The following is a 24,753-nucleotide window of genomic DNA, read 5'->3' as shown; positions in this document are numbered from 1 at the left end:
TTTTTTTAAAAGAAAATCAGAATCTGTTCCAGAAATTCTTCGGGATTTTCAATCTGAGGAATATGTTTGGATTCATTGATAATTGCAGTCTCAATTGCAGGATTATCTGTGAGATATTCATTCATAATTGATTTGCCATTTGGTTCGGATTCACCTTCCACGATATAAATACTGTTATCCAGAGATTTCACTGCATGACTGATATTTATATTCATATATTTAGAAATCATGCTAGAATAAAAATATTTGGCATAACAGCCACCGCTGTGAGATGCTTCATAATAAGCATCTTCCATCTGGGTATTTACATGAAATGGATTATAGTACATCTTTTCGACAAATAAATTGGCTACATTTTCCTTTGAGACAATCATATGGTAGATTAAAGTTCCAAAAACAGGAATCTCAAGAGCCAGTTTTAATAAATGATCTCTTCTTGTTGGCATCTGTCTCAGGCAATCAGGGCTTGGTGGATTTACAAGCATAATTTTGTTAAATAATTCTTTTTCGTTGTGACAAGCCATAATGACAAAGGAACTTGAAAAGCCACTGGCAATAATATCGGTTTTCTGCCCGATTATCTTTCTAATAAAGTCACAGATCATCTGCACATATACAAAATTAGTATAAGTAATTCCTGGTTTATCAGAACGTCCGCAACCTAAAAGATCAACGGTATATACAGTATGATCTTCAGCCAGTTTTTCTTCGATTTCAGACCATTCGTAACCGGAGGCACCAGGTAATGTATCATGAATTAACAGAATTGGTTTACCATCACCTTTTTTTGTATAATAAATATTTCCAAAACGCCATTCAAAATATTTACTGTGGGTAATTCCGAGCAATTGTTTTAATTGTGCCGCAGCTGCAATTGTACGGTTTATAAAATGAATCACAATAGTGGCAACAGTCATAAGAGCAGCAAATGTTATAATTTTGTGCTTGTTTTTATTCATAGTCTGCCTCCTTTATATGGGCATTTGCTTTGTGTGACAAATATAAAAATATAAATATATTATACGCCAAAAACAAAGAATTTACAAGTTAATATAAGATTCTATGTGATGAAAAAATGTTACATTTATAAAAATTAAACTATATTTTTTATGTTTCACGTGAAACATTATGTGGCATGATTATAGTAAAAGTGTTATAATGAATCTGCATAATGTACAAAAGTATGTTATAACAATAACCTCATAAAGGAGGAATACAATTGGGAAGAATTATAGCAGTTGCCAATCAGAAAGGCGGAGTGGGAAAATCTACAACTGCAATTAATCTTTCAGCCTGCCTCGCAGAAAAGGGGAAAAAGGTACTTACAATTGATATAGATCCTCAGGGGAACACTACCAGTGGATTGGGTGTGGATAAAAATTCCCCAGAGAATACATTGTATGAACTTTTACTGGGAGAAGCAGAAGCAAAGAATACAATTATTAAAGATGTAGTAGAAAATGTAGATCTGATTCCGTCCAATGTTAATCTTTCTGGTGCAGAAATCGAATTGGTAGGCATTGATAACAAAGAGTACATATTAAAGGGGATTACGGATAAGCTAAGACGTAAATATGATTATATTATTTTAGATTGCCCGCCATCCTTGAATATGTTGACAATCAATGCTCTTACAGCAGCTACCTCCGTGTTAGTACCTATTCAGTGCGAATATTATGCATTAGAGGGACTTTCACAGCTTATTCATACCATAGATTTAGTGAAGGAAAGATTGAATAAGCGCCTGAAAATGGAAGGTGTTGTATTTACCATGTATGATGCCCGTACAAATCTGTCACTTCAGGTTGTTGAGAATGTGAAAGAAAATCTCAATCAGAATATTTACAAAACAATTATTCCTAGAAATGTCAGACTGGCGGAAGCTCCCAGTTATGGACAGCCTATAACAATTTATGATCCCAGATCATCAGGAGCAGAAAGTTATCGCCTTCTGGCAGAAGAAGTTATCAACAGGGAGGACGATTAATGGCAGGTAGAAAAAATGGGCTTGGCAGAGGCTTGGATGCATTATTTCCGGAAAAAACACCTGTCAGTAGAGAAAATGTAAGGAAACCAGTCACTAAACCCACTAAAAAAGCAGAAATGTCTGTAAAAGCGGACCAGAAAAACGAATCATCAAATCAGAAAAAAACAGCAATGATGGTAAAGATATCAAATGTGGAACCAAACAGGAATCAACCACGGAAACAGTTTGATGAAGATGCATTATTGGAACTTTCAGAGTCCATTAAACAGTATGGGGTACTTCAACCGCTGCTAGTGTCCGATAAAAAAGACTATTATGAAATTATTGCAGGCGAAAGACGGTGGAGAGCTGCAAAGCTTGCCGGCTTGAAAGAAGTACCGGTTATAGTAAAAGAATTTTCTGCTCAGGAACTGGTTGAAATTTCTCTGATTGAAAATATACAGAGAGAGGATCTGAATCCTGTTGAAGAGGCAATGGCATATAAAAGGCTGATGGATGAATTTCATTTGAAACAGGATGAAATTGCTGACAGAGTAGGAAAGAGTCGTACAGCGGTTACTAATTCCATGCGTCTCTTGAAACTTAGTGCAAAAGTTCAGCAGATGTTGATAGATGAAATGATCACTGCCGGACATGCCAGGGCAATATTGGCTATTTCTGATAAAGAAAAGCAGGAAACAGTAGCAATGAGGGTGTTTGATGAAAAATTAAGTGTGCGTGAAACAGAATCATTGGTAAAACGCATTCTAAATCCTCAAAAAGAAAAGAAACAGAAAACAACTACTGCTGAAGATGCAATCTATGAAAGCCTGGAAGAAAAAATGAAGGGAATCATGGGAACCAGAGTGCTGATTCACAGAAAGAAAAATGATAAAGGCAAAATTGAGATTGAATATTATTCCAAGGATGAACTGGAAAGAATTATAGATCTGTTTGAGTCTATAAATTAAGGAGAGTCAGTGATATGAGTAGTATTTTTGACAACCTGGGGATTGATCCTGGAATTATTATTATCATACTGCTGGTTTTGACTATTTTTCTGCTGGTAAAAAGTGCAAGCAGCAGTATGAGGCTGAGCCGCCTGGAACGAAAATATAAAACGTTTATGAAGGGCAGTGATGCACAATCCCTGGAAAAAATATTTGTGAGAAAATTTGCCCAGATTGATAAGCTCTATGAGGCAAAGGAAGATCATGAACACGATATCCTTTTTATCAAGAAAAATCTGGAGAAAATGTTCAGTAAATATGGTGTGGAAAAGTATGATGCCTTTGATGATGTAGGGGGAAAACTAAGCTTTGCTCTTGCATTACTGGATAAGGATAATACGGGATTGATTTTGAATGCAGTCCACAGCCGTGATAACTGTTTCCTTTATCTGAAGGAAATTGTAAAAGGTGAGTCTTATGTTATGTTAAGCCAGGAAGAGGTAGAGGCACTTAGAAAAGCTGTAAACTTTGGCCTGGGAGACATGGAAGAGAATTGATATATTGTTTAAAAATAAGAAAAAAAGAAATAATAAATATGAATAGTTACATATTTACAGGAGGAACAAAATGTTAGATATCAAATTTGTGAGAGAAAATCCGGAGATTGTAAAACAGAATATCCGCAATAAATTTCAGGATAACAAGCTGGAGCTGGTAGATAAGGTTCTGGAACTGGATAAAGAAAACAGAGAGATTAAACAGGAAGTAGAGGCACTTCGCGCAGAGAGAAATAAAACTTCCAAACAGATTGGTGCATTAATGGCACAGGGAAAGAAAGAAGAAGCTGAAGAAGTAAAAAGACAGGTAGCTGCTTCCGGAAGCCGTATTGAAGAGCTTTCTGCCAGAGAGAAGGAAGTAGAAGAAGAACTTCTGAAGAATATGATGGTAATCCCGAACATTATTGATCCATCTGTACCGATTGGTAAGGATGATAGTGAAAATGTGGAAATTGAAAAATTTGGAGAGCCGGTAGTTCCGGATTTTGAAGTTCCCTATCATACAGAAATTATGGAAAACTTTGATGGCATTGATCTGGACAGTGCAAGACGTGTGGCTGGTAATGGATTCTATTACTTAATGGGAGATATTGCAAGACTTCATTCTGCTGTTATCTCTTATGCCCGTGACTTCATGATCAACAGAGGATTTACTTACTGTGTACCACCGTTTATGATCCGAAGCAATGTTGTAACAGGTGTTATGAGCTTTGCAGAGATGGATGCTATGATGTATAAAATTGAAGGAGAGGATTTATATCTGATCGGTACCAGTGAACATTCTATGATCGGTAAATTTATTGACCAGATTATTCCTGAGGAAGAACTTCCAAAGACTCTGACCAGCTATTCTCCTTGCTTCCGTAAGGAAAAAGGTGCTCATGGACTGGAGGAAAGAGGCGTTTACCGTATTCACCAGTTTGAAAAACAGGAAATGATCGTAGTCTGCAGACCAGAGGAGAGCCCAATGTGGTTTGATAAATTATGGCAGAATACAGTTGATCTGTTCCGTTCTCTGGACATTCCGGTACGTACACTGGAATGCTGCTCCGGTGACCTGGCAGACCTTAAAGTAAAATCTTTGGATGTAGAAGCATGGTCTCCACGTCAGAAGAAGTATTTTGAGGTAGGAAGCTGTTCTAACCTGGGTGATGCACAGGCTCGTCGTCTGAAAATCCGTGTAAATGGAAAAGATGGCAAGAAATATCTTGCTCACACATTAAATAATACAGTTGTAGCACCGCCAAGAATGCTGATCGCTTTCCTGGAAAACAATCTGAATGCAGATGGTTCTGTAAATATTCCTAAGGCTCTTCAGCCATACATGGGCGGAATGACAAAAATTGAGAAAAAGACTCGTGCCTAATAAGAAGGAGCCTTTTGAGGAGGTGTTCTTATGCACAGTTACCTGAGAGCAATCGGCTTTTCTAAGATCACCAAAAGAAGCAGTATCAGGCAGATTGTCATGGATGTAGTAGAAAACTACGATGAGAAAAAAGTAGTAGAAAATTATACGGATGGTATATTTGCCGAATTTAAAAAAAATTATGGATGTGATTGTGGAATTACAGTCTGTGGACAGTATGATGAGGATGATGTGTTCCACGTGGATTATTATTTTCCTTATTTCAGAGGATCAGGTATTACTACACAGGAAAGCGTATCTGTTGAAAAACATGCAGATAAAGAATCTTTTGCAGCTGCCTGTGATGATCTGAGAATAGGAGTCACATTAATTTTTTATCTTCAGAATGCTGCCGAATATATGCAGTGGCAATATGAAGGCAGTATGCTTCCCAACAGCCAGCCTTTAACTCTTTCCGGGCTGGCGAGGGAAGGAAAAATTCTGTTACCTGTGGAAAAAGATAAAGAAGCAGTAAAAATAGAACGGGAATTGACCAAAAACAGAAATCATCTCATTGCAGCAGCCAGAAATGGCGATGAGGAGGCTATGGAAAGTCTCACAATGGAGGATATGGATACATATTCTATGATTTCGCAGAGAATAGTCACAGATGATATTTTTACGATAGTGGATTCTTATTTTATGCCTTATGGGATGGTATGTGATCAATATAGTGTAATGGGTGAAATCCTGGATTATATGCCGTTTAAGAATATTATTACAGGAGAAGAAATATATCAGCTGACTCTGGATTGTAATGATATGCAATTTGATGTCTGCATTAACAAAGAAGATCTGTTGGGAGAACCACAGATTGGCCGGAGGTTTAAGGGCGTTATATGGCTGCAGGGAGAATTACATTTCTGAAAAAGTATCTGTAATGATTAAGTAAAAAACATAAATGTTTCACGTGAAACAATTCACCTGGAGATGTTTCACGTGAAACATCTTATAAAATATACTTGTAATTTATAAAAAAATATAGTAATATACTTTATGTGTCCTTTAGATAAATGAACACAAGAGTTTATAGTATGTGTCGTCATAGCTCAGCAGGATAGAGCATCCGCCTCCTAAGGGGGGATCTGTACTGAGAACTATTGAAAAGTACTCAGGTGTCGATGGCAATTCGGTACTGAGAATTTTGATTAGAAAAGCCAAGTGCTACAGAGGACGCAAATAGCATTTTCGCCGAAAAAAATATCGGCTGAAAATAGAAAAAATCGGTCACCGATCCGGGAGGCCGAAAAGGCTGAAAAACCTTGATTTTAAGCCAAAAATCGTATGTCGGCATAGCTCAGCTGGATAGAGCATTCGCCTCCTAAGCGAAGGGTCGGAGGTTCAAATCCTCTTGTCGACGGTGGGCATCGGAATGATTAGCAGAAATTGCGAAATCATTCCGATTTGTCTTTGTAACGTATAAAATCACTCCATTTTACCCTCGGAATTGCAAACGAAATGGGGACTCGGGCAAAGAAATTTTCCCAACGAAAAAGTACCTATTTCCAAAACATGAAAATGAATTCTTCTAAGAAATTATGGCGACGATGCTGTTTTCGCCAGTATGGTTAGCGTTAAGTATTGTTAAAATCAGTACTTTCTTAGCAAAAATTCATTGAATGACAACTCTATATAAGTTATCGAATGAAAATGCTCATTCACAGATCTGTAAATGGTCTCGTGAATGGGCATTTTTATTTGCATTTAAATAGCCAAAAAAGGAGGGAATTCTAATGAATTGCAAAAAGAATGCGAGCAGCAATCCGGGCGAAGAAAAGCAACTGTTTCATCCTGGGGTTGAGAAGGTCGTAGAGATCGGACTGGAGAGATTAAGGCCATTTGAGAATCATCCATTCAAAGTGAAGGAGGATGAAGCCATGGCACAGCTCATGGAAAGTATTGAGCGGTATGGAATTATGAATCCGCTGATCGTGATGCCGACGAGAGAAGGCGTCTATCAGATCGTCTCGGGACATCGAAGAAAATATTGTGCCGAGAAACTTGGATATACCCAGGTACCGGTGATCATTCGATACATGAAAGAAGAGGATTCAATCATTTCCATGGTGGACTCCAATCTGCATCGGGACAAGATCCTGTTCAGTGAGAAGGCCTTTGCTTACTACATGAAGAATGAAGCGATGAAACGTAAGACAGGAAAACGAAGAAGAACCCAGGAAGGACAGCTGGAATCCATCAAGGGAACCAAGACCATTCAGCTGATTGGAAAGGAAACTGGTGAAAGTCCAAGGCAGGTACTCAGGTATATTCGCCTGACATTATTGGTTCCGGAGTTACTGGATATGCTGGATGAGGGAAAAATCTCCTTTAATCCGGCGGTGGAACTCTCCTTTTTATCTGAAATTGCGCAGAAATGGGTACTGAACGGTATGGATTACGCACAGGCAGCTCCTTCTGTATCTCAGGCCAAGCGGATCAAGGCTTTGAGCCAGGAAAAGAAGCTGACCCAGCAGAAAATCAATGAGATCCTGAGTGAAATCAAGAAGTCAGATATGAGCAGAGTCATCTTCAAGAACTCTCAAATGTATAAATACTTCCCACGGTATTACAGTGTCGAGCAAATGAAGGAAGAGATTATCGCACTTTTAGAGAAAGATTATAAACGCAAAGAACGCCAGAGAAAGAAGGAGGAAAAGAAAAATGTGTAAGGTTATTTCTATCGCAAACCAGAAAGGCGGAGTCGGCAAGACTACCACAGCAGTGAATTTAGGCATTGGATTGGCAAGAGAAGGCAAGAAGGTGCTTTTGATTGACGCGGATCCGCAGGGTTCTCTAAGTGCCAGTCTTGGTATCGGGGAGCCGGATGAGATTAAGACAACACTGGCAACAATTCTTATGAATATCGTAAATGAGAAGAATATCGATCCGGAAGAAGGTATTTATCACCAAGAGGAAGGGGTGGATCTGCTTCCAGGTAATATCGAATTGTCCGTTATGGAACTGACTCTGGCCAATGTGATGAGCAGAGAGATGATCATGCGGGAATACATCGAAATGCAGAGAGAGCAATACGACTATATCATTATTGACTGCATGCCATCCCTTGGAACTATGACGATCAATGCTCTGGTTGCTTCGGATTCCGTGCTGATTCCGGTTCAGGCTGCATACCTTCCGGTCAAGGGTCTTCAGCAGCTGATCAAAACCATCTCCATGGTAAAGAGACGATTGAACAGACGACTGATTATTGAAGGAATCCTTCTTACCATGGTAGATTACAGAACCAATTATGCGAAGGATGTTTCTACCAAAGTTAGAGAAACCTATGGAACCAATATTCCAATTTTTGAAAGTGTGATTCCAATATCGGTAAAGGCTGCAGAAGCCAGTGCGGAAGGAATCAGCATATATGGGCACTGTGTAAATTGTAAAGTCGCTACTGCTTATAAAGAATTGACAAAGGAGGTGTTGAACGATGGCAAGTAAGATGAGCGAGAGATTAAATTTCAAGAGTGTGGAGGAACTGCTCGGTGTAGTAAATGAAGAAGCGGCTATGGATATTGAAATCTATAAGATTTCTGGTTTTAAGGGTCATCCCTTCAAAGTTGTTGACGATGAGAAGATGCAGGAACTGGTGGAAAGTATAAAGGTAAACGGTGTATTATCACCGGTTTTGATCCGGCCAACAGGCATGGATACATATGAAATGATCTCCGGTCACAGAAGACTGCATGCTGCAGAATTGGCAGGACTTACTGCAATTCCTTCTATTATCAGAGAGATGACAGATGATGAAGCTATGGCTGAACAGACTGGAGAAAGTGCCCGTAGTATTCAGAGATATATCCGTCTGACAGAATTGATTCCTGAGCTGCTTGAATATCTGGATTTGAAGAGGATTCCATTTACTTCTGCAGTTGAGATTTCCTATTTAGATAAAGAAATCCAGAAGTGGCTGTTTGAGTACATCAGAGATAATGGTCTGGTAAAACCGAAGCAGATTGCATTACTGAGAGAAGCATGCAAAACCGGGATCATGACAGAAGGTAAGCTGATAGCTATCCTTAATGATAGCCAGCCGGGCAGAACTCCAAGTACCAAAAATCTGATTTCAGAGAAGAAGCTGAGAAAGTATTTTCCATCCGATTATACGGAAGAAGATATGAGAAGTGTTATTGTGGAACTTCTGGAGCAATGGAGTCAGGGAAAGGAGTCTGAGTAATATGGAATTCGATTATTACTATGGATCCCAAGCTGACCAGTTCAGTTTTATACGGATACCAAGAATGCTGCTAACGGAGGGAATATTTTCCTCATTAACACTGCAGTCCAAGATGCTGTATTCGGTACTTCTGGACCGCATGTCCTTATCCATGAAGAATGGATGGTTCGATGAAGAGAACCGAGTGTATATCATCTATCAGATATCGGAGATTCAGTCAGATCTGGGATTTTCCAAGAGAAAAGCCATGGATTATCTGGCAGAACTTGAAACCTTCGGGCTGGTACAGAAGAAAAAGAGAGGATTTGGACTTCCGAGTATCATTTATGTGAAGAGCTTTCTGATCCGGAAAGATTATTCCAGAAGTATCGAAAGCGGAACTTCTGCAGGAAAACAGATACTTTCCAGAAGTACGGATTTTCGTACCTCTGATGGAGTAAAATGCACCTCAAAAGGTGCCGAAACCGATACCTCTGAGGTTACCAAATCGACACCTCTGGTGGTGCCGGAATCAGCACCTCTAAATAATAAGACTAATACGAATAATATTTATCAAAGTCATACTAAATCGAATCATATCTTATCTGCAGATGGCGATGCGATGAGATGCGATCCGAGCCCGGAAGGTATCATCAAAGCTTATGAAAAAATCATCAAGGATAACATCGAGTACGATGCATTGCTTCAGGCAAACAAGTTTGATGAAGAACTGATACAGGGGATTTTCGAACTGATTCTGGAAACAGTGGTAAGTCAGAGTGAGACAATTCTGATTGCCAGTGAAAAATATCCGGCGGCTTTGGTAAAAAGCAAATTCCTGAAGCTGAATTACATGCACATTGATTATGTACTCAGTTGTATGAGAGGAAACACGACGAAAGTCAAAAACATCAAGAAATATTTACTGGCCACTTTGTTTAATGCACCGACGACTATTGAGGGTTACTACAGAGCTGAAGTAAATGCAGATATGCCACGGTTTGCTGGCTGAAAGGAGAATTTATGAGAGTGATTTTAATTATCTTAAAACTTATTGGAAGAATTTTACTTATTCCGGTATGGCTGATTCTTGCTTTTATCGGAGTATGTGTCAGCGCAGTAGTTAATCTCTACTGCGTGGCAAAGGGTGTTGTTGGACTGCTTCTTGGAGCAATGCTTGTGTGTACCTTCATCTGGTACCGCACCCAGTTCATGAATTATATTCTTTTGGGAGTTGCTGAATTCATGCTGGCAGGAGTATTGGCTGCAGGAGCTTTTATCCTGGTACTTGTGACGGAAGCAAGAGACTGTGTCGGAAGATTTATTATCGGAGGTTGAGAAGATGGAAAAAGAAAAATATATTCAGTTACCGCCAATTCCAGAAGAACTGGATGGAAATGTCGTTCGTATGATTTGGGAATACACAAAACTTCCAGAGAAGGAACAGCAGTTTGTTTATGAACAGTATAAAGTATTAAGCGATGATTCCATAAGCGAAAGTGATGTGGACGCTGTTTTAATTAAGCCTGATCATCCGGAAAATATAGAAGAATTCGGAAATAATATGAAGGCTGTCATCGCAGAATTATTCCGAGAAGCGGTAGGGTTAAGGTCATCATCAATAAAACGGATGCAGATAACGAAGAACCAATGAAAGGTGTAGAATTCGAACTCCGCGACAGTGATGGCAAAGTACTTGAGAAGCTTGTGACAGATGCAGCCGGTCATGCAGAAAGCAGCCTCTATGAGATCGCTACTTACAAAAACGGTGAATTTGGTGATCCGATCAAGTATTATCTGGTAGAGACAAAGGCCCTTGACGGTTATACTCTCGATACCACACAGCACGAGATCGTGTTTGAATATGTGGATCAGAACACACCGATCATTGAGGTGACAAAGAACCTGACCAATAAGGAAAAGACTCCTGAAAATCCTGGCACTCCTAGCACTCCGGGAAGCAATCCCAAAACAGGAGATGACACAAATCTCTGGCTTCCAATCGCACTTATGCTGGCTGCGGGTAGTATGGTAGCCGGTATTCTTTTTGGAAGCAGAAAGAAGAAAAAACTGAATAAGAAAGAGGACTAAGAAGTATCTGATCCTAAATCAATGAAGGTGCTCTCTGGAATTATTCCAGAGGGTGCCTTTTTCAATTCATTCGACACTGTCGAACATTTTTCCAAAAGTCTGAAAGGACATTTTGAACATAATCAATACAACAATCGAGGAGGATTTATCTATGAGAACTATGGGAAAAACCGAGAATAAAAAGAATATGCATGAGAGCGAAATGAAGGTAGTAAGCCGTATGAAGGCTTATCAGAAACTGGCGGAAAGAGCAATTTCCAGAAAACTTCCGAACCGTCACATGATCAGAAGGGGGTAGTAACATATGATGAACAGAAAAGAATTTCAGCAGTATCTGCAGGAGACCATTAAGGATTTTCTGCCTGAGAGTTATGCAGATGCGAAAATCACTTTCAATGAGGTGATAAAAAACAATGATACACATCTTACCGGCATTTCCATTGCAAGGCCTGGTGAGCATGTGGTACCGAATATTTATATTGAGAACTTCTGGAACGATTACCAGAACGGAAAAAATATCGACGAGATTGTAGGAGATATCGCAGATATGCGTATTGAATACGACACGCCGGGAATTGGTCCGGAGGTGACACAGAAGCTTATGAATTATGACGTTGTAAAGGAAAGTCTCCAGATTCGTCTTTGTGATACACAGGAGAATCAGGAAAGACTTTCCAATCTTGTGCACACAGAGCACAGTGATTTTTCTGCCACTTATCATGTCAATCTTCAGGAAACAGAAGAGGGAACGGCCAGTATGGCAGTCACTCAGGATCTTCTTAAGACGTGGGGAGTCAGCGTGGATCAGCTCCATCAGGATGCTTTGGCTGCAGATATGAATCGTAATCCGATGTTCTGTGACATGGGTAGTATGATGGAGAGCATGATGTTTGGTGCAGAACCGAAGAACCTTTTAGATGGTAATCCTGATCAGGGAGCCGGTATGGGGATGTACTGCCTTACCAATGGTGTTAAGATCGATGGTGCCGGATTAATCCTTCAGGGAAATATTATGCAGCAGATCGGAGAAATCGTAGGAGGCGATTTCTATATCCTTCCTTCCAGTTGTCATGAGGTGATTGTAGTGCCGGAAGCTGTGGATATTGAGTTGAAAGAACTTTCTGCCATGGTACAGCAGATTAACCGGACAGAAGTATCCAGAGAGGATTGCTTATCCGATCACGTCCAGCATTATGATCGCAAGGAAGCGGTCATGGAAAATGCGGAAAAACGTGCATCCCGTCTCGAGAAGGAAAAAGCAGAAACAAAAGCTGCCAAGAAGAGTATTCATGAACGCCTGGGAGAAAAGAAACAGCAGAGTGCTGCGAAGAAAGCAGAGAAGGCTGTGAATAAGGCGGTGAAGAAGGATAAAGGGCAGGAATTGTAAAGACTATTTGGGAAGTATGTTTTAATTCATAAATATGAGTAATACTTTTTGCTTTTGGGTATTATACTATAAGTAGGATGTATTTCTTTGGAATATGATATATAATATGAGAAAGAAAAATATATGTTTCAAAAAAGTCAAGAGGTAATTGCAAAAAAAATATATCTTTGTTATACTGTAACAAGCAAAAGACTTGACAATTTGTAAAATATGTGTATAATGTTCAGCTTTGTCAGATGCCGATTGTAGTGAAATGCATGTGAAGGAAAAGGAGGGAGCCGATGGTTGATATATTGGATGCAGCACGTTATTTGATATTCTTATCATACGGAAGGAAAAAATATTCTCTCACTCCATTAAAGTTACAGAAGCTTTTGTATTTAGCTCAAGGATGGAGTTATGTATGGGATAATAAACCGGCTTTTGCTGACGATTTTTGTGCATGGCAATACGGACCAGTAAATGAGAGAGTATATGAAGCATTTAAAAAGTACGGAAGATCTGAAATTCCGGAGATGGAAGGTCGTGATAGAATTGCAGATGAAAGTGTTGAAGAAACACTTGAAGCAATTTGGTTAGAATATGGAAAATCCACAGCATACGATTTAGTGGAGTTAACTCATTCACAAAGTCCTTGGAAGAATGCGTATTCTAAGGGAATAAGAATCACAAATAACAGTATACAAACATATTTTCAGTCAACTTTTTAGTTGACTGAATTTTGTATAAGGGGGAAACATGGCGATTGTATTAAAAAGTATAGAGATAGAGAATTTTAAGTCATATACAGAAAAACAGTGTATTCATTTTTCTGATTTATCAGTATTACTCGGTGCTAATAGCAGCGGAAAGAGTACTGCGTTACAGGCACTTTTGATTATGAAACAAACTATTGAATGTAATAGTCCGGATGAAGAACTATTATTATCTGGAAAATATGTTGCATTAGGAGATTTTGATGATGTAATCTCTGATCCAGCAAAAGATTATTTTTCTCTTGCTGCAGTTTTAGAGGAAGCAGAAAAATCAGAGAATGAAGTCGAAAATGATGAATTTAGAATAACTTGGCGTTTTGAACGTGCAGATGATGGAATATCTGCTGTATTGACTCGATTAGACATCATTTATGAAAATTTGACCTTGTCATTCAAACGTGTAGGAAATATTCATCATATGTATATCAATGAAGAAAGAAGTCCATTCAGTGCAGTGGTCAATAACCTAATGATGGCAGAGTATTGTATTCATTATGATATTGAGTTTAATAATAAATTAGCAGAGTTATTGAATGAATTGTCAAAAGTACTTTTGACAAAGAAGATCACAACAGTACAGACTGATCAACCAGTTAGCTTAAATGAAATTGAAAACTTCTATTTTAAGCTTATGGATAGAATTCAAACAAATGCGGATGAAAGATACTCTGTTTCGTCAGAACATGGTGAGATGGCCAAGAGGCTTGGAGATTTACTAGATAGATTTGGTGAATTGGAACTTCCTAGATTTGAAGCTATTTCAAGAATTCTACCTAAAGAACTTCGTTTAAAAATGTTAGAATTAGCACTTTCTGGTCTAGATGATATGCAACGTGTTGATAATATTATTTCAAAGTATGAAGCATATTTATTGGAATACTTAAATAATGAGCATAACGTAGCAGATTTTGAAGGAATCTTTGAACTAGGCAGCAATCCGTTCAGATTATTCGATAGAGATGGAGGAAAGAAAGACAATCTTACGCAGCTTAAGTTCGCCTTGGATTTTTATAAAAGCTTTTTAAGAAATATTTTGTCTAGAGTTTTTTTTGTGGGACCGATTAGAGAAACACCAAAAGGTTTATATAATATTGGATTTGAAACAATTCCTAAATATGTTGGGCCAACAGGATCCTATTTTGCATCGGTCTTGTTACATGAGAACAAAAAAGAGAGAGAATATATTCTTCCAGATAGAATAGAACGATGTACGCTGTCAGATGCTTTAGCAGCGTGGATGATTCACTTAAATGTTGCGAGTGCTGTGGATGTCGATAAGAGAAACTCATTTGGGTTTAGCGTTTCTGTAGAGAATATGGAACAAGTCAGATCAGATATTATGAATGTTGGTATTGGAACAAGCCAGGTATTGCCAGTGTTGATTTCGGTACTATTATCTGAACCAAACGAAATATTGGTGTTTGAGCAACCAGAACTTCATTTACATCCATACTCTCAGAGTCGTTTGGCTGATATGTTCACAGAATTCTGCAAACACGGAAGAAAAATTATTTTAGAAACACATAGTGAGTATTTCTTATTAAGGCTTAGATATCATATTGTCAAAGAACAATATTCGCAGGATGCTACAGCAGTGAATTTTTTCCAAAATAAAGGTGGAACAAAAGTGACTTTCGCAAATGTTTCTGGTTTTGGAAATATTGATTATCCGGAAGATTTCAGAGACGAAACACAAGAGCTACTAAATTCAATACTTGAGGCATCATTCGAAAGAAAGGGGCTATCATGAGTGTATTGATAGATCCTTATATGTTTGAACTTTCAAATGAGCAAGAAATACGTGACAATATTGCTTTTTTTATGAAGGTGATTAAAATTGCTTCATATCCTGAAAAAAGCAAGCGCATTCCCATTGCTGTATATAGTGGAATGGTAGAAAAAATGCAAAAACGAGCAATACAGCCATTTCCAATACAGATTTCAATGATTCAAGACAGAGACTTAAAGAGTGCAATTATACAACTAAATAATTTATTTAGTAATGCATTAATAAGATTTGTTGAGAATATAGATATTGATGAATGTGACGGAAATCAAGAATTTGTAGTTCGTAACGATGAGGAAATGGCGGAAGATGATCATTATTTTGAGATGTTATGTACTCTGTTGGTTCCCTGTTATACTAAAAATGTCGAGTTAGATTCAAAAATCATTACTGGCCATAAAGAAACTGGCAAACAGATTGGGGATACTTTTGAACTGTTTTGCGATTGCGAAAACCACGAGTACCAGAAACAACATAGATTCACAAGTATTGATGACTTAGTTTCAGATAAGGATAAAGTAATTGACGAGTTGAAACAAAAAAGAAAATCTGGAGAGATTTCTGTCAGCAATATAGTTCCGGCAGTTATGGGGAGCCATCATAATCATATTCAAGCAAATAGAAAAAAGTTTTCTGAGCTTGATGACTTATCGTCACAAAATAAAGCCGTATTGCGTTTGTTGAAAGAACTGGGATTGTTTAAAATAATATTTGGTGATTTTACACCTAATGGAGTAAAGGCAGTCGGAACAATGTCAATACAAGATGTGGCTTCAAAAGATACACAGGATATAGTGACGGTCAAATTTTCTGCTGAAACCCAAATGGTTATTGAAACTTTTCTTTATTTTCCAAAGGGAATAGGTGGGCTCTTAAGAAGATACTTTAAGTCGGAACAATTAACATATCAAGCAGTTTATAATATGATCGAAAAAATTAAATAAAAAATGTGCAAAAATGGTAATTCTTACAAAGGATTGCCATTTTTGTTTTGAAAGAATGTGATTCACCAAGTGAAAAAATGGAAATTGATTATTCTCATGCTCTGTTGCAGCATGATTGGTGTATGTGGGAAATACCTTTATGATTACTTTGCTCAGTCTGCGGAAAATAAAAATGCCTATGCAGACATCATAGACATTGGCTTCTCGGACAGAACAGATAATCAGCATGTGGATGGTCACGAAGGTGAAACAGAGAGAGAAGGGGGAGTGTTGGAACCGGATGATCCGGAGTTTGAAAAAAGTATGCCACATTAAGCAGAGGATACTTGCCGTTTCGTATTAATCATTGGAGCTGGTGGAAGCAGGAATTACCATCGGAAGAAGAGATGGAGGAAGGACGACAGAATTTGGAGAAGCATGATAATAAAGTTGACTTTATTGTTACTCACAGTTGTGCTACAAGTACCCAGGCTTTGCTTGGACATGGACTTTATTCCAAGGATTATCTGAATGAATATCTGGAGGAGATACGCCAGAAGTGTAAGTTCAAAAAATGGTTTTTCGGTCATTATCATGATAATCGAAATGTGAATGCGGCGGAGATCTTGATCTGGGAGCAGATTATAAGGATCGTATAAGAAAGTGTATGAATGGAAACAGAAAAAACAGCACGAGAAATAGACTCTTTATGGAATTTAATCGTGTCATGTAGAGGAGGTGTTTCAGCATGCATGAACTCGAATTTACAGATAATGAGATTCGCATTGTTCTGAATGCATTGGATTTCTATTCAAGAATATGGATAGGTCAGTATGATCATATGTTATGGGATCTCAGATGGTACAGAAACTGTAGCCAGCTAGATGCATTGGATGATACACTTCGCAGAAAGTTTTGGGATATACGAAATATCATCCTGCCGGGATTGCGCAAGTATTCATTAAACGGAAGTTATGGTATTTTTTCGCCGGACAGAAATGCGAAGGCTGCAATCGCCTATGATATGCAGCAGGAGTTCCGTTATAGAAGAGCATGGTTTCTGAAACCGGAGGGTGGTTATACAGTAGATTTCGGAAGACCGCTTCCATGCGAAGATAATCCATGCGATTTTCCGAAAGCAGAATGTTATGATATGAATGGCGAATTCAGAATCAGGGTCTATATTGATGACACGCAGCTTGGTGTGATTATTGATGCTCTGAATATCGGAATCCTTGAGTATGATTGTCAGATCAGAAAGTTATTTGATCAAGGAACATGATCTTCCACCGGTAGTATTCCATAGCCTTCGTCATACCAGTGTTACCTACAAGCTGAAGTTAAATGGCGGTGACATCAAGGCGGTACAGGGAGACTCCGGTCATTCCCAGATCAATATGGTCACCGATGTATACTCTCATATCATTGATGATGATCGCAGAAAAAATGCGGAACTCTTCGAGCAGGCCTTTTACGAGAAGAAGAATCTGGATCCGAGCATGCATGCCAATGTGGCTGGAAAGACAGTAGAACTCCCGACAAATGTGGATGCAGAGCTCCTGGCGAAGGTCCTTTCCAATCCGGAGATGGCAGCACTTTTATCTACTTTGGCCAAGTCACTGGAAAGTAAATAAAGGGAAAAGTACTCTCTTTTCATTTGCGTCGAAATGATAGCTAAGATGGCGACCAATAAATATGAGTCTCTTCGGAGGTTCTTTTTGTTATACCCATTATACCCGCCTGTATTAAAAATAAGTGGGTATAATGGGTATAACGAATGCAGGGAACCGGACATTCACTCAGAAACGCAGAGGGGGAATAGCGGAAATTTAACGGAAATACATTGATAAAGTTTCCGATATATGTTATGATATTTCCGAAAGGGGCGATAATATGACCGATATTAGATATATTTCAACAAAAGAAGCCGCCGGGATCATGGGCTTATCAACCAGAAGAGTAGTTGGATTATGCAATGAGGGAAAACTGGAAGGTGCTTTAAGAAAAGGTCGCAATTGGATGGTTCCGGAAGAGACGGTATATGCATACCTGGGTACCGCAAAGCCTAAAGAAGAAAATGGAGAGATCCTTTCTTGCGCAGTCGGTAATACATCTTACATGGATGTAGTAAAGAATAGCTATTATGTAGATAAAACGCTTCTGATTCGTGATTTGATTGACGATCAGGTTCCGGTCATTTTGTTTACCAGACCACGGAGATTTGGCAAAACACTTGCTCTTGATATGCTTAAAACGTTTTTTGAAAAAACGAAAGAGGATACATCTATTTATTTTAAAGATAAACAGATTTGGGCATGCGGTGAAAAATATCAGAAGATTCAAGGTGCATTTCCGGTGATTTCCATCACTTTCAAAGATGCAAAGTTTTCGGATTGGGCCAGTACTTATGCGGCAATTAAAAATGTGATCCGTGATGAATTTATGCGGCACGATGAGCTTTTTACAAGCGACAGCCTTAATCCGGTGGAACAGGATTATTTGTCCAGAATGCAGACGGATGAGCTGAGTGATGTGGAGTATACCAGATCACTCCTGAATCTGGGACGCATGCTGGAAAAACATCATCAGTCCAAGGTAGTCATTCTCATTGACGAGTATGACACTCCGATCCAACAGGGACATTCCAGAAGTTTCTATAATGAAGTGATTACATTTATGCGTAATTTTATGTCCGGTGGTCTTAAGGATAACCCTTCTCTTGCTTTTGGCGTTCTTACCGGTATCCTGCGTGTGTCAAAGGAGAACCTGTTTAGTGGACTTAATAATCCAATCGTAAATTCTGTACTTGATGAGAAATACAGCAAATACTTTGGATTTACCGTGGATGAAGTGAATACCATGGCAGCATACTACGGACAGGAGGCAAAACTGGAAGAACTTCGTGAGTGGTACGATGGATATCGTTTCGGAAGTACAGAAATCTATAATCCTTGGTCTGTTGCCAATTATTTTTATAATAACTGTCAGGCAAAACCATATTGGACCAATACCAGTGATAATGAGATTATTCGGGAGATCATGATATCTCTTACACCGGATATTGCAGAAAACCTTTTTGCATTGTTGCAGGGGCAGACCGTTCAGGCATCGTTAAATATGGATGTCATCTATCCGAGGATAACGGATGGAACGGATACCATCTTCAGTTTCCTGTTACTTGCAGGGTATTTAAAACCTGTAAGCGATGCGGTTGAAACAGAATTTGGGACATTTATGGAGCTGGCGTTACCGAATAAGGAGATTCGCAGAGTTTACAATACAGAGATTTTATCCTGGCTCAGGGTGACAGTAGATGGCAATGTCATGGCTGGACTTGAAAAAGCACTGTATCTGAATGATGGGAAGAAACTTCAGGAATTCCTCCGGAAATATATGATTACCTGCATCAGTTGTTTTGATGGAGCAGCAGAAGGCTTTTACCATGGCATGATGCTGGGACTGGCAGCAGGTATGTCTTCAAGATATTACATCAGATCAAACAGGGAATCCGGAGAGGGAAGATTCGATCTTGTGTTGGAGCCTAAGGTGCATTCTTTGCCAGGTATTATCATGGAATTCAAAGCGACAAAGAATGATGCTGGTTTATCTGCATCCGCCGACGAGGCTCTGAAACAGATTGAGGATAAGCACTATGATACAGATATGAAGGACCGTGGAATCAAGGAAATCGTAAAATATGGCATCGCCTTTGCAGGTAAAAATGTAGAGATTGCAAATGGCTGAAAAGATAAGCCCACCCCTTCGCCAACTCGCCCAGATTTGCAGTTTTCTTTGCATAAAACAATGCTCTGGCTAATGGTAGCCAAGTTGGCGACCATTAAAAATCGAAACTCTTTTATGTACATTGTTGCATGATATGGTAAGGCATGATATATGTCATAGTGACGAGGAAAATGAATCAAGCTTGCTTGAATTCATTTGACGACCGCTGATCATCCGTAAAACGTGTTTTACGGATGTATCTTACCGATACCAGGTGAAGCTGCCGGGACGGGGGATAGTTTTGACCACCGAAGCAGTTTTTCTGAGAGCCGGCTGATGAAGCCCCACGAAATAGCAAAGCAGCGAAGCCGGTGACGAATAAGAACTCCATTGACCAAATCAGGGGTACACAATGCGTGTGTTTTGGAATATAATATAAGAGTAGAGATCATAAAAAACAGGTCAATAATTTAATAGAGTTATCAATTCCGAGAAAGTACGGAATCGGTATCCGATAAATCTATTGGCGTCGTTATAAGCACTCAATTTTTTATGTTTGGCAATTCGGTACTGAGAACTAAATTAGCTCATGCCAACATTTTGCAAACAAAACAGGCCAAAACGGGGCCTATCCGGGACCATATAAGAACTGACAATCAGGTTCCCACGATAGCTAAAAAACCCCGTAAATCAAGGCTTTTCAAGAACTTCATAAGACAGTGATAAACAAGGAGCAAGGTACTGAGTGCCTTGCTTCTAAGCGAGGGGTCGGAGGTTCAAATCCTCTCGGGGACGGACTTTAAAGCGTTCGAAAATGTTAGTTGGTTTAGCTGACATTTTTGAACGCTTTTATTGTTTTCTAATCACATTCGTGAAATTATTTTCTATAAAAAAGATCCATTTCAAGCGCAGCGTTATATTCGTAGTAAACCAGAAAGGTGGCGTTGGAAAGATATGTTTTATCATAATCTGCGAAATAAGATGGGTTAATTCTTCGATTTACATGTTTTTTTAGGCGTTCTGGCATGGTATTATGGTACTTATAAAGAACCTATTATGTCTGTTGGAGAGAGCGGTGAAAAGTTATGAAGCTATTATTTAAACAAAGGCTGTTTTCATGGTTTGACAGCTATGATATCTATGATGAAGCAGGCAACACTGTTTATGTAGTAAAGGGCCAGTTGTCCTGGGGACATAAACTTGCAATTTATGATGCTTATGGAAATGAAGTAGGAATGGTTGTTCAGAAAGTTCTTACCTTCCTTCCTAAATTTGAAATTTATAAAAACGGCAGTTATATCGGATGCCTAAGCAAAGAATTTTCATTCCTGACACCACATTATAATATTGATTATAATGGATGGCATATTGATGGAACAATTATGGAATGGGATTATAGCATTCTTGATCGAAGCGGTTATTCAATTGCACGGGTTAGTAAAGAATTGTTTCATATGACTGATACATATGTTATTGATGTGCAGGATCCAGGAAATGCGTTGAATGCTCTGATGTTTGTACTTGCGATTGATGCAGAAAAATGTTCCAGGAATTAAATAGTTGATCTTGGTGCCCGTGTGATAGGGGAGTAAAAAATGTTATTATTATTATTTACAATTTGTATGATTTGGTTTGTAGGAAAATTTTTTGTTTTTGGGTTAAGAGCATCTTGGGGAATTATGAAACTGCTTTGTACAGTTATTTTCTTCCCGGTGATATTGATTGGTATGGTTGTAGGTGGACTGCTGTACATTGCTTTTCCATTGCTGATTGTCGGTGGTATTATAGCATTGGTAACATCACATTCATAATGGAACAGGAGAAGAAAAAGGATTATTTTAATTTTTCTTTCTCAGCATTTAAGAGTTTGAGATTAAGCCTCTGTTCTCCAGCTGTCTTATCTACCCAAAGATTCAAAGAGTCTATGGCTAAAGAAATTTCATCAAGTTTTTTACTGATATAAGCAAAATCTTTTATTTCATCATCGCTGATCTTACCGTCACGGGCAATCTGAATCAGACGACCGGTAAGAGGATTGATTTCATTTAGACTGGCAATTGTCTCCAAAATGATATTTGACAGATCGGTCACTTCTACTTCTGGAACATAACGATAGCCGATTTCACATTTGTGAGAGCAATAATAATTGCAAAGATCTGGTCTTTTGTAGGCATCTGCCATCTGAAGGATATCATAAGGCGTAGGTTCTTGTGTTTCATATTCAAATTTTTCAATTTTTGAAGCAGAGACAGCATTCATTTTTTCACTGGCCTCTGCTCTTGTAAGTCCTGCCGCTTCCCGGCAAAGCTGATAAATTGTTTTGTTTTCCCGGGTGGATTGTTTACCCATGAGAATTTCCTCCCTGTATAGCGCTAAACATGAGGATTATCTATCTTTCAGACTACATGCTGAGCGTGTATTTCTTATATGAATTTTATTATACATAAATTATGAACTAACAACAAGTAATAGGCTTTGTAAAATTATCATTTTAAGGTTTAGTTTTTCTTTCTCGGTATTTAAGGTGCTTTTTTCTGTCGCTTGGGTATAAAGGATGGACTGAGACTAAAAAGTACGGTAAAATCAGTATTAGAGCGTGTTTGAAAAATGATGCCCTGAAATCGGGAGTGGATGGAGAATATTTGTTATGATCAGAAAGATGCAGAATATAGATATTAATAGAGTTGCTGACATATGGCTAAAGACCAATTTGAAAGCGCATTATTTTATTCCTGAGCAATATTGGACAAGTAATTATGAATTAGTGAAAGAAATGATATTACAAGCGGAAGTCTATGTGTATGAAGATGATAAAATGATTCAAGGATTTGTAGGACTAAATAACGAATATATTGAAGGTATTTTTGTTTCTGATGAAATGCAGTCATGTGGTATGGGTAAGCTTTTGTTAGATTATATAAAGAATAAAAAAGTTAGATTGCGATTAAACGTATACCAGAAGAATACCAGAGCTCTCTCTTTTTACCAAAGAGAAGGGTTCGATATCCAATGCGAAGGATTCGATGAGGTTACTGGTGAAAAAGAATACACAATGTTGTGGCAGCAGAAATAGAAAGCAGTTTTTGAGGGAGAATTTTATATGGAATTTAAAAATAAAGTAGTGATTGTGACGGGAGGCGCGCAGGGCATTGGAAAGACTATTGCAGAGGAATTTCAGAAGCAGGGGGCTCTTATCTGCAGCATTGATAAGCAGCCCGGAGTTTGCTTTACCGGTGATCTTGCACAGCAGGATACATTAGAGAAATTTGCTCAAAATGTGATTACCGAATATGGTCATGTGGATTATCTTATCAATAACGCATTACCTTTGATGAAAGGAATTGACAACTGCTCTTATGAAGAATTCAATTATGCATTAAAAGTAGGTGTTACGGCACCATTTTATCTGGCCAAACTATTTCAGCCATATTTTTCTGAAGGAGCTGCCATTGTCAATATTTCATCTTCCCGTGACCGCATGAGTCAGCCGCAAACAGAAAGTTACACCGCAGCAAAAGGCGGAATTTCAGCATTAACTCATGCGTTGGCAGTCAGCCTTGCAGGAAGAGTACGAGTCAATTCGATCTCTCCGGGATGGATAGATACTGACTTTACCGAATATACAGGAGCAGATGCAGTGCAGCAGCCGGTTCATCGTGTGGGAAATCCCATGGATATTGCCAATATGGTACTGTTTCTTTGCTCTGAAAAAGCAGGCTTTATCACAGGCGAAAATATCTGTATTGACGGTGGTATGACAAAACAAATGATTTATCATGGTGATTGTGGGTGGAGATTTGACATCTAACAGGGAGTAACCACTAAATGTTTGCTTGCTAAGATAAAAGAACAATTCCATTGACATAAAATTTATATATACAATGCCTCAGTTTTGGGATAGAATATCATTACTAAAAAATGTGCAGATGAACGGAAATAAAGCCGGTATAGGATTTTGCTATTCAGCACCAGCAATTTATACAGGAGATATCATGAAAATTACTTACATTAACCATAGTGGATTTTTAGTTGAGAGTAGAGACTGCTACTATATTTTTGATTATTACAAGGGTGAATTACCGCACCTTGACAAGGAAAAAGAAGTAATTGTTTTTTGCAGTCACTTCCATGAGGACCATTTTAACCCTCAAATCTTTGGGCTTCTTGATGATATGGGGATGACTTATCAGGCAGTCTTGGCCAATGATATACGAAAAAGAAATCATTTATCGGATATGAAGATCACATATGTTTATCATGATCAAACTTATAATCTGGATCATGATACCAGAGTCGATACATTGCTGTCTAACGATAGTGGTGTCGCATTTATTGTCAAAACAAAGGAAGGTACCATTTATCATGCCGGTGACTTAAATGACTGGTATTGGGATGGTGAGACGAAAGCTGACAACCAGAGACTTACTTCAGCATATCGTGCGGAGATCAGGAAAATTAAGGGTATGCATTTTGACGCTGCATTTGTTCCCTTAGATCCGAGACAGGGAGATCACTATGCCGACGGGATCCAGTATTTCCTTAAAAATGTAGATTGCAATGTCATTTTTCCAATGCATTACTGGAATGATGCCAATGTAATTAAGCGGTTTATTACTGAGTATCCGCAATATAAATCACGTATTAGAAACACAGAATGTACAAAAGGAGAAGAACTATGAAATTTAAGATGATTCACGAAAACTACAATGTATCAGACCTGGACCGATCTATTAAATTTTACAACGAGGCCCTTGATCTGCACGAAGTGCGAAGAAAGACTACCGATGATTTTATTATTGTGTATATGAGCAACGATGTAAGTGATTTTGAGTTGGAACTTACCTGGCTTAAAGATCATCCACAGCCGTATAATCTGGGTGAATGCGAATTCCACCTGGCATTTAAGGCGGAGGATTATGAGGCAGCGCACAAGAAGCACGAAGAGATGGGGTGCATTTGCTTTGAAAATGAAGCGATGGGAATCTATTTCATTGTAGATCCAGATGGATACTGGCTTGAGATTCTACCGTAAAGCTGGTTGAGAAATC

30 protein-coding genes and 1 tRNA gene are annotated in these 24,753 nt (G+C 38.6%); 29 read left to right on the top strand and 2 right to left on the bottom strand.

The genetic code is table 11. The features are described 5' to 3' along the window. Positions 1-5: 5 nt before the first annotated feature. Entirely contained in the window at positions 6-959 is a 954-nt protein-coding gene (locus tag ACTNDS_RS11990; RefSeq protein WP_303243331.1) for an alpha/beta fold hydrolase, read from the bottom strand. A 260-nt stretch (positions 960-1,219) separates the two neighbouring features. Between ACTNDS_RS11990 and ACTNDS_RS11985 the strand changes: the two genes are divergently transcribed. The 25 genes from ACTNDS_RS11985 to ACTNDS_RS11865 all read left to right on the top strand — a co-directional run bounded on the left by ACTNDS_RS11985 (position 1,220) and on the right by ACTNDS_RS11865 (position 21,516). Continuing rightward, positions 1,220-1,987, top strand: coding sequence for a ParA family protein (locus tag ACTNDS_RS11985; RefSeq protein WP_173743882.1), 768 nt, complete (start codon positions 1,220-1,222; stop codon positions 1,985-1,987). Beyond that, the gene (locus ACTNDS_RS11980; protein WP_441035970.1) at positions 1,987-2,937 is read left to right on the top strand and encodes a ParB/RepB/Spo0J family partition protein; all 951 of its coding nucleotides are present in this window, start codon (positions 1,987-1,989) and stop codon (positions 2,935-2,937) included. Before ACTNDS_RS11985 ends, ACTNDS_RS11980 begins: the two co-directional genes overlap by 1 nt. Positions 2,938-2,951: 14 nt before the next feature. Then, positions 2,952-3,473: a DUF4446 family protein gene (locus ACTNDS_RS11975; RefSeq protein ID WP_441035968.1), complete on the top strand. Its 522-nt coding sequence runs from the start codon at positions 2,952-2,954 to the stop codon at positions 3,471-3,473. A gap of 70 nt (positions 3,474-3,543) precedes the next feature. After that, positions 3,544-4,839, top strand: coding sequence for a serine--tRNA ligase (gene serS, locus ACTNDS_RS11970; RefSeq protein WP_173743880.1), 1,296 nt, complete (start codon positions 3,544-3,546; stop codon positions 4,837-4,839). A 30-nt stretch (positions 4,840-4,869) separates the two neighbouring features. Next, the gene (locus tag ACTNDS_RS11965) at positions 4,870-5,745 is read left to right on the top strand and encodes a DUF3881 family protein (protein WP_441035966.1); all 876 of its coding nucleotides are present in this window, start codon (positions 4,870-4,872) and stop codon (positions 5,743-5,745) included. 419 nt (positions 5,746-6,164) lie between these two features. Continuing rightward, a tRNA-Arg gene (locus ACTNDS_RS11960) sits at positions 6,165-6,238 on the top strand. A 373-nt stretch (positions 6,239-6,611) separates the two neighbouring features. Then, entirely contained in the window at positions 6,612-7,547 is a 936-nt protein-coding gene (locus ACTNDS_RS11955; RefSeq protein WP_441035964.1) for a ParB/RepB/Spo0J family partition protein, read from the top strand. Next, positions 7,540-8,325 carry a ParA family protein gene (locus tag ACTNDS_RS11950; protein ID WP_441035962.1) on the top strand — a complete coding sequence of 262 codons (786 nt, stop codon included), beginning with the start codon at positions 7,540-7,542 and terminating at the stop codon, positions 8,323-8,325. The genes ACTNDS_RS11955 and ACTNDS_RS11950 overlap by 8 nt, the downstream gene beginning before the upstream one ends. Continuing rightward, positions 8,315-9,061, top strand: coding sequence for a ParB/RepB/Spo0J family partition protein (locus ACTNDS_RS11945; protein WP_441035960.1), 747 nt, complete (start codon positions 8,315-8,317; stop codon positions 9,059-9,061). The genes ACTNDS_RS11950 and ACTNDS_RS11945 overlap by 11 nt, the downstream gene beginning before the upstream one ends. 1 nt (position 9,062) lies before the next feature. Beyond that, the gene (locus tag ACTNDS_RS11940) at positions 9,063-10,052 is read left to right on the top strand and encodes a DUF6017 domain-containing protein (protein ID WP_441035958.1); all 990 of its coding nucleotides are present in this window, start codon (positions 9,063-9,065) and stop codon (positions 10,050-10,052) included. Between the two features lie 11 nt (positions 10,053-10,063). Beyond that, positions 10,064-10,378: a hypothetical protein gene (locus tag ACTNDS_RS11935; RefSeq protein ID WP_441035956.1), complete on the top strand. Its 315-nt coding sequence runs from the start codon at positions 10,064-10,066 to the stop codon at positions 10,376-10,378. 4 nt (positions 10,379-10,382) lie between these two features. Further along, a complete protein-coding gene (locus ACTNDS_RS11930; protein WP_441035955.1) occupies positions 10,383-10,694 on the top strand; it encodes a hypothetical protein in 312 nt (103 codons plus the stop codon). Next, positions 10,691-11,131: a prealbumin-like fold domain-containing protein gene (locus ACTNDS_RS11925; protein ID WP_441035953.1), complete on the top strand. Its 441-nt coding sequence runs from the start codon at positions 10,691-10,693 to the stop codon at positions 11,129-11,131. The genes ACTNDS_RS11930 and ACTNDS_RS11925 overlap by 4 nt, the downstream gene beginning before the upstream one ends. A 151-nt stretch (positions 11,132-11,282) precedes the next feature. After that, positions 11,283-11,429, top strand: a complete 147-nt coding sequence (locus tag ACTNDS_RS11920; protein ID WP_441035951.1) for a hypothetical protein — start codon at positions 11,283-11,285, stop codon at positions 11,427-11,429. A 6-nt stretch (positions 11,430-11,435) separates the two neighbouring features. Beyond that, positions 11,436-12,518, top strand: coding sequence for a DUF5688 family protein (locus ACTNDS_RS11915; RefSeq protein ID WP_441035949.1), 1,083 nt, complete (start codon positions 11,436-11,438; stop codon positions 12,516-12,518). 281 nt (positions 12,519-12,799) lie between these two features. Beyond that, complete coding sequence (locus ACTNDS_RS11910) at positions 12,800-13,228, top strand: Panacea domain-containing protein (protein ID WP_441035948.1); 429 nt, start codon at positions 12,800-12,802, stop codon at positions 13,226-13,228. Positions 13,229-13,256: 28 nt separating this feature from the next. Next, entirely contained in the window at positions 13,257-15,023 is a 1,767-nt protein-coding gene (locus tag ACTNDS_RS11905; RefSeq protein ID WP_441035946.1) for an AAA family ATPase, read from the top strand. Next, positions 15,020-16,003: a hypothetical protein gene (locus tag ACTNDS_RS11900; RefSeq protein WP_441035945.1), complete on the top strand. Its 984-nt coding sequence runs from the start codon at positions 15,020-15,022 to the stop codon at positions 16,001-16,003. The genes ACTNDS_RS11905 and ACTNDS_RS11900 overlap by 4 nt, the downstream gene beginning before the upstream one ends. A 69-nt stretch (positions 16,004-16,072) precedes the next feature. Next, the gene (locus ACTNDS_RS11895) at positions 16,073-16,318 is read left to right on the top strand and encodes a hypothetical protein (protein ID WP_441035943.1); all 246 of its coding nucleotides are present in this window, start codon (positions 16,073-16,075) and stop codon (positions 16,316-16,318) included. A gap of 11 nt (positions 16,319-16,329) precedes the next feature. After that, on the top strand, positions 16,330-16,641 hold the full coding sequence (locus ACTNDS_RS11890) for a hypothetical protein (RefSeq protein ID WP_441035941.1): 312 nt from the start codon (positions 16,330-16,332) through the stop codon (positions 16,639-16,641). Positions 16,642-16,730: 89 nt separating this feature from the next. Beyond that, the gene (locus tag ACTNDS_RS11885) at positions 16,731-17,264 is read left to right on the top strand and encodes a hypothetical protein (protein WP_441035939.1); all 534 of its coding nucleotides are present in this window, start codon (positions 16,731-16,733) and stop codon (positions 17,262-17,264) included. After that, entirely contained in the window at positions 17,224-17,616 is a 393-nt protein-coding gene (locus tag ACTNDS_RS11880) for a tyrosine-type recombinase/integrase (protein ID WP_441035938.1), read from the top strand. The genes ACTNDS_RS11885 and ACTNDS_RS11880 overlap by 41 nt, the downstream gene beginning before the upstream one ends. 259 nt (positions 17,617-17,875) lie before the next feature. Continuing rightward, on the top strand, positions 17,876-19,726 hold the full coding sequence (locus ACTNDS_RS11875; RefSeq protein WP_441035936.1) for an AAA family ATPase: 1,851 nt from the start codon (positions 17,876-17,878) through the stop codon (positions 19,724-19,726). A gap of 1,064 nt (positions 19,727-20,790) precedes the next feature. After that, positions 20,791-21,261, top strand: coding sequence for an LURP-one-related/scramblase family protein (locus ACTNDS_RS11870; protein WP_441035934.1), 471 nt, complete (start codon positions 20,791-20,793; stop codon positions 21,259-21,261). A gap of 39 nt (positions 21,262-21,300) precedes the next feature. Beyond that, positions 21,301-21,516 carry a hypothetical protein gene (locus tag ACTNDS_RS11865; RefSeq protein ID WP_441035933.1) on the top strand — a complete coding sequence of 72 codons (216 nt, stop codon included), beginning with the start codon at positions 21,301-21,303 and terminating at the stop codon, positions 21,514-21,516. A 22-nt stretch (positions 21,517-21,538) separates the two neighbouring features. On the opposite strand, the gene ACTNDS_RS11860 is transcribed toward ACTNDS_RS11865, so the two are convergent. Beyond that, positions 21,539-22,054, bottom strand: coding sequence for a helix-turn-helix domain-containing protein (locus ACTNDS_RS11860; protein ID WP_062807550.1), 516 nt, complete (start codon positions 22,052-22,054; stop codon positions 21,539-21,541). 298 nt (positions 22,055-22,352) lie between these two features. Here ACTNDS_RS11860 and ACTNDS_RS11855 point away from each other — a divergent pair, with 298 nt between their 5' ends. From ACTNDS_RS11855 to ACTNDS_RS11840, 4 genes are all read left to right on the top strand, one after another. Continuing rightward, entirely contained in the window at positions 22,353-22,778 is a 426-nt protein-coding gene (locus ACTNDS_RS11855) for a GNAT family N-acetyltransferase (RefSeq protein WP_441035931.1), read from the top strand. A gap of 27 nt (positions 22,779-22,805) precedes the next feature. Further along, positions 22,806-23,513, top strand: coding sequence for an SDR family oxidoreductase (locus tag ACTNDS_RS11850; RefSeq protein WP_441035929.1), 708 nt, complete (start codon positions 22,806-22,808; stop codon positions 23,511-23,513). A gap of 184 nt (positions 23,514-23,697) precedes the next feature. Further along, the gene (locus tag ACTNDS_RS11845) at positions 23,698-24,384 is read left to right on the top strand and encodes an MBL fold metallo-hydrolase (protein ID WP_441035927.1); all 687 of its coding nucleotides are present in this window, start codon (positions 23,698-23,700) and stop codon (positions 24,382-24,384) included. Further along, on the top strand, positions 24,381-24,737 hold the full coding sequence (locus tag ACTNDS_RS11840; protein WP_441035926.1) for a VOC family protein: 357 nt from the start codon (positions 24,381-24,383) through the stop codon (positions 24,735-24,737). The genes ACTNDS_RS11845 and ACTNDS_RS11840 overlap by 4 nt, the downstream gene beginning before the upstream one ends. The last annotated feature ends 16 nt before the right edge of the window (positions 24,738-24,753 follow it).

This window comes from Blautia sp. HCP3S3_C12 (assembly GCF_052064155.1).
Taxonomy (GTDB): domain Bacteria; phylum Bacillota; class Clostridia; order Lachnospirales; family Lachnospiraceae; genus Blautia_A.
Note: the sequence above shows the minus strand (reverse complement) of the source record. Positions and strands in the feature narration are given on the sequence as shown.

Bases quoted from the DNA above. Each gene is read 5' to 3' on its own strand.
- ACTNDS_RS11915 (WP_441035949.1), top strand. From the start codon at position 11,436: ATGATGAACAGAAAAGAATTTCAGCAGTATCTGCAGGAGACCATTAAG.
- ACTNDS_RS11925 (WP_441035953.1), top strand. From the start codon at position 10,691: ATGAAAGGTGTAGAATTCGAACTCCGCGACAGTGATGGCAAAGTACTT.
- ACTNDS_RS11980 (WP_441035970.1), top strand. From the start codon at position 1,987: ATGGCAGGTAGAAAAAATGGGCTTGGCAGAGGCTTGGATGCATTATTT.
- ACTNDS_RS11965 (WP_441035966.1), top strand. From the start codon at position 4,870: ATGCACAGTTACCTGAGAGCAATCGGCTTTTCTAAGATCACCAAAAGA.
- ACTNDS_RS11950 (WP_441035962.1), top strand. From the start codon at position 7,540: ATGTGTAAGGTTATTTCTATCGCAAACCAGAAAGGCGGAGTCGGCAAG.
- ACTNDS_RS11840 (WP_441035926.1), top strand. From the start codon at position 24,381: ATGAAATTTAAGATGATTCACGAAAACTACAATGTATCAGACCTGGAC.
- ACTNDS_RS11930 (WP_441035955.1), top strand. From the start codon at position 10,383: ATGGAAAAAGAAAAATATATTCAGTTACCGCCAATTCCAGAAGAACTG.
- serS (WP_173743880.1), top strand. From the start codon at position 3,544: ATGTTAGATATCAAATTTGTGAGAGAAAATCCGGAGATTGTAAAACAG.
- ACTNDS_RS11955 (WP_441035964.1), top strand. From the start codon at position 6,612: ATGAATTGCAAAAAGAATGCGAGCAGCAATCCGGGCGAAGAAAAGCAA.
- ACTNDS_RS11920 (WP_441035951.1), top strand. From the start codon at position 11,283: ATGAGAACTATGGGAAAAACCGAGAATAAAAAGAATATGCATGAGAGC.
- ACTNDS_RS11865 (WP_441035933.1), top strand. From the start codon at position 21,301: ATGTTATTATTATTATTTACAATTTGTATGATTTGGTTTGTAGGAAAA.
- ACTNDS_RS11880 (WP_441035938.1), top strand. From the start codon at position 17,224: ATGATTGTCAGATCAGAAAGTTATTTGATCAAGGAACATGATCTTCCA.
- ACTNDS_RS11945 (WP_441035960.1), top strand. From the start codon at position 8,315: ATGGCAAGTAAGATGAGCGAGAGATTAAATTTCAAGAGTGTGGAGGAA.
- ACTNDS_RS11900 (WP_441035945.1), top strand. From the start codon at position 15,020: ATGAGTGTATTGATAGATCCTTATATGTTTGAACTTTCAAATGAGCAA.
- ACTNDS_RS11870 (WP_441035934.1), top strand. From the start codon at position 20,791: ATGAAGCTATTATTTAAACAAAGGCTGTTTTCATGGTTTGACAGCTAT.
- ACTNDS_RS11885 (WP_441035939.1), top strand. From the start codon at position 16,731: ATGCATGAACTCGAATTTACAGATAATGAGATTCGCATTGTTCTGAAT.
- ACTNDS_RS11850 (WP_441035929.1), top strand. From the start codon at position 22,806: ATGGAATTTAAAAATAAAGTAGTGATTGTGACGGGAGGCGCGCAGGGC.
- ACTNDS_RS11875 (WP_441035936.1), top strand. From the start codon at position 17,876: ATGACCGATATTAGATATATTTCAACAAAAGAAGCCGCCGGGATCATG.
- ACTNDS_RS11990 (WP_303243331.1), bottom strand. From the start codon at position 959: ATGAATAAAAACAAGCACAAAATTATAACATTTGCTGCTCTTATGACT.
- ACTNDS_RS11855 (WP_441035931.1), top strand. From the start codon at position 22,353: ATGATCAGAAAGATGCAGAATATAGATATTAATAGAGTTGCTGACATA.
- ACTNDS_RS11935 (WP_441035956.1), top strand. From the start codon at position 10,064: ATGAGAGTGATTTTAATTATCTTAAAACTTATTGGAAGAATTTTACTT.
- ACTNDS_RS11845 (WP_441035927.1), top strand. From the start codon at position 23,698: ATGAAAATTACTTACATTAACCATAGTGGATTTTTAGTTGAGAGTAGA.
- ACTNDS_RS11860 (WP_062807550.1), bottom strand. From the start codon at position 22,054: ATGGGTAAACAATCCACCCGGGAAAACAAAACAATTTATCAGCTTTGC.
- ACTNDS_RS11940 (WP_441035958.1), top strand. From the start codon at position 9,063: ATGGAATTCGATTATTACTATGGATCCCAAGCTGACCAGTTCAGTTTT.
- ACTNDS_RS11910 (WP_441035948.1), top strand. From the start codon at position 12,800: ATGGTTGATATATTGGATGCAGCACGTTATTTGATATTCTTATCATAC.
- ACTNDS_RS11905 (WP_441035946.1), top strand. From the start codon at position 13,257: ATGGCGATTGTATTAAAAAGTATAGAGATAGAGAATTTTAAGTCATAT.
- ACTNDS_RS11975 (WP_441035968.1), top strand. From the start codon at position 2,952: ATGAGTAGTATTTTTGACAACCTGGGGATTGATCCTGGAATTATTATT.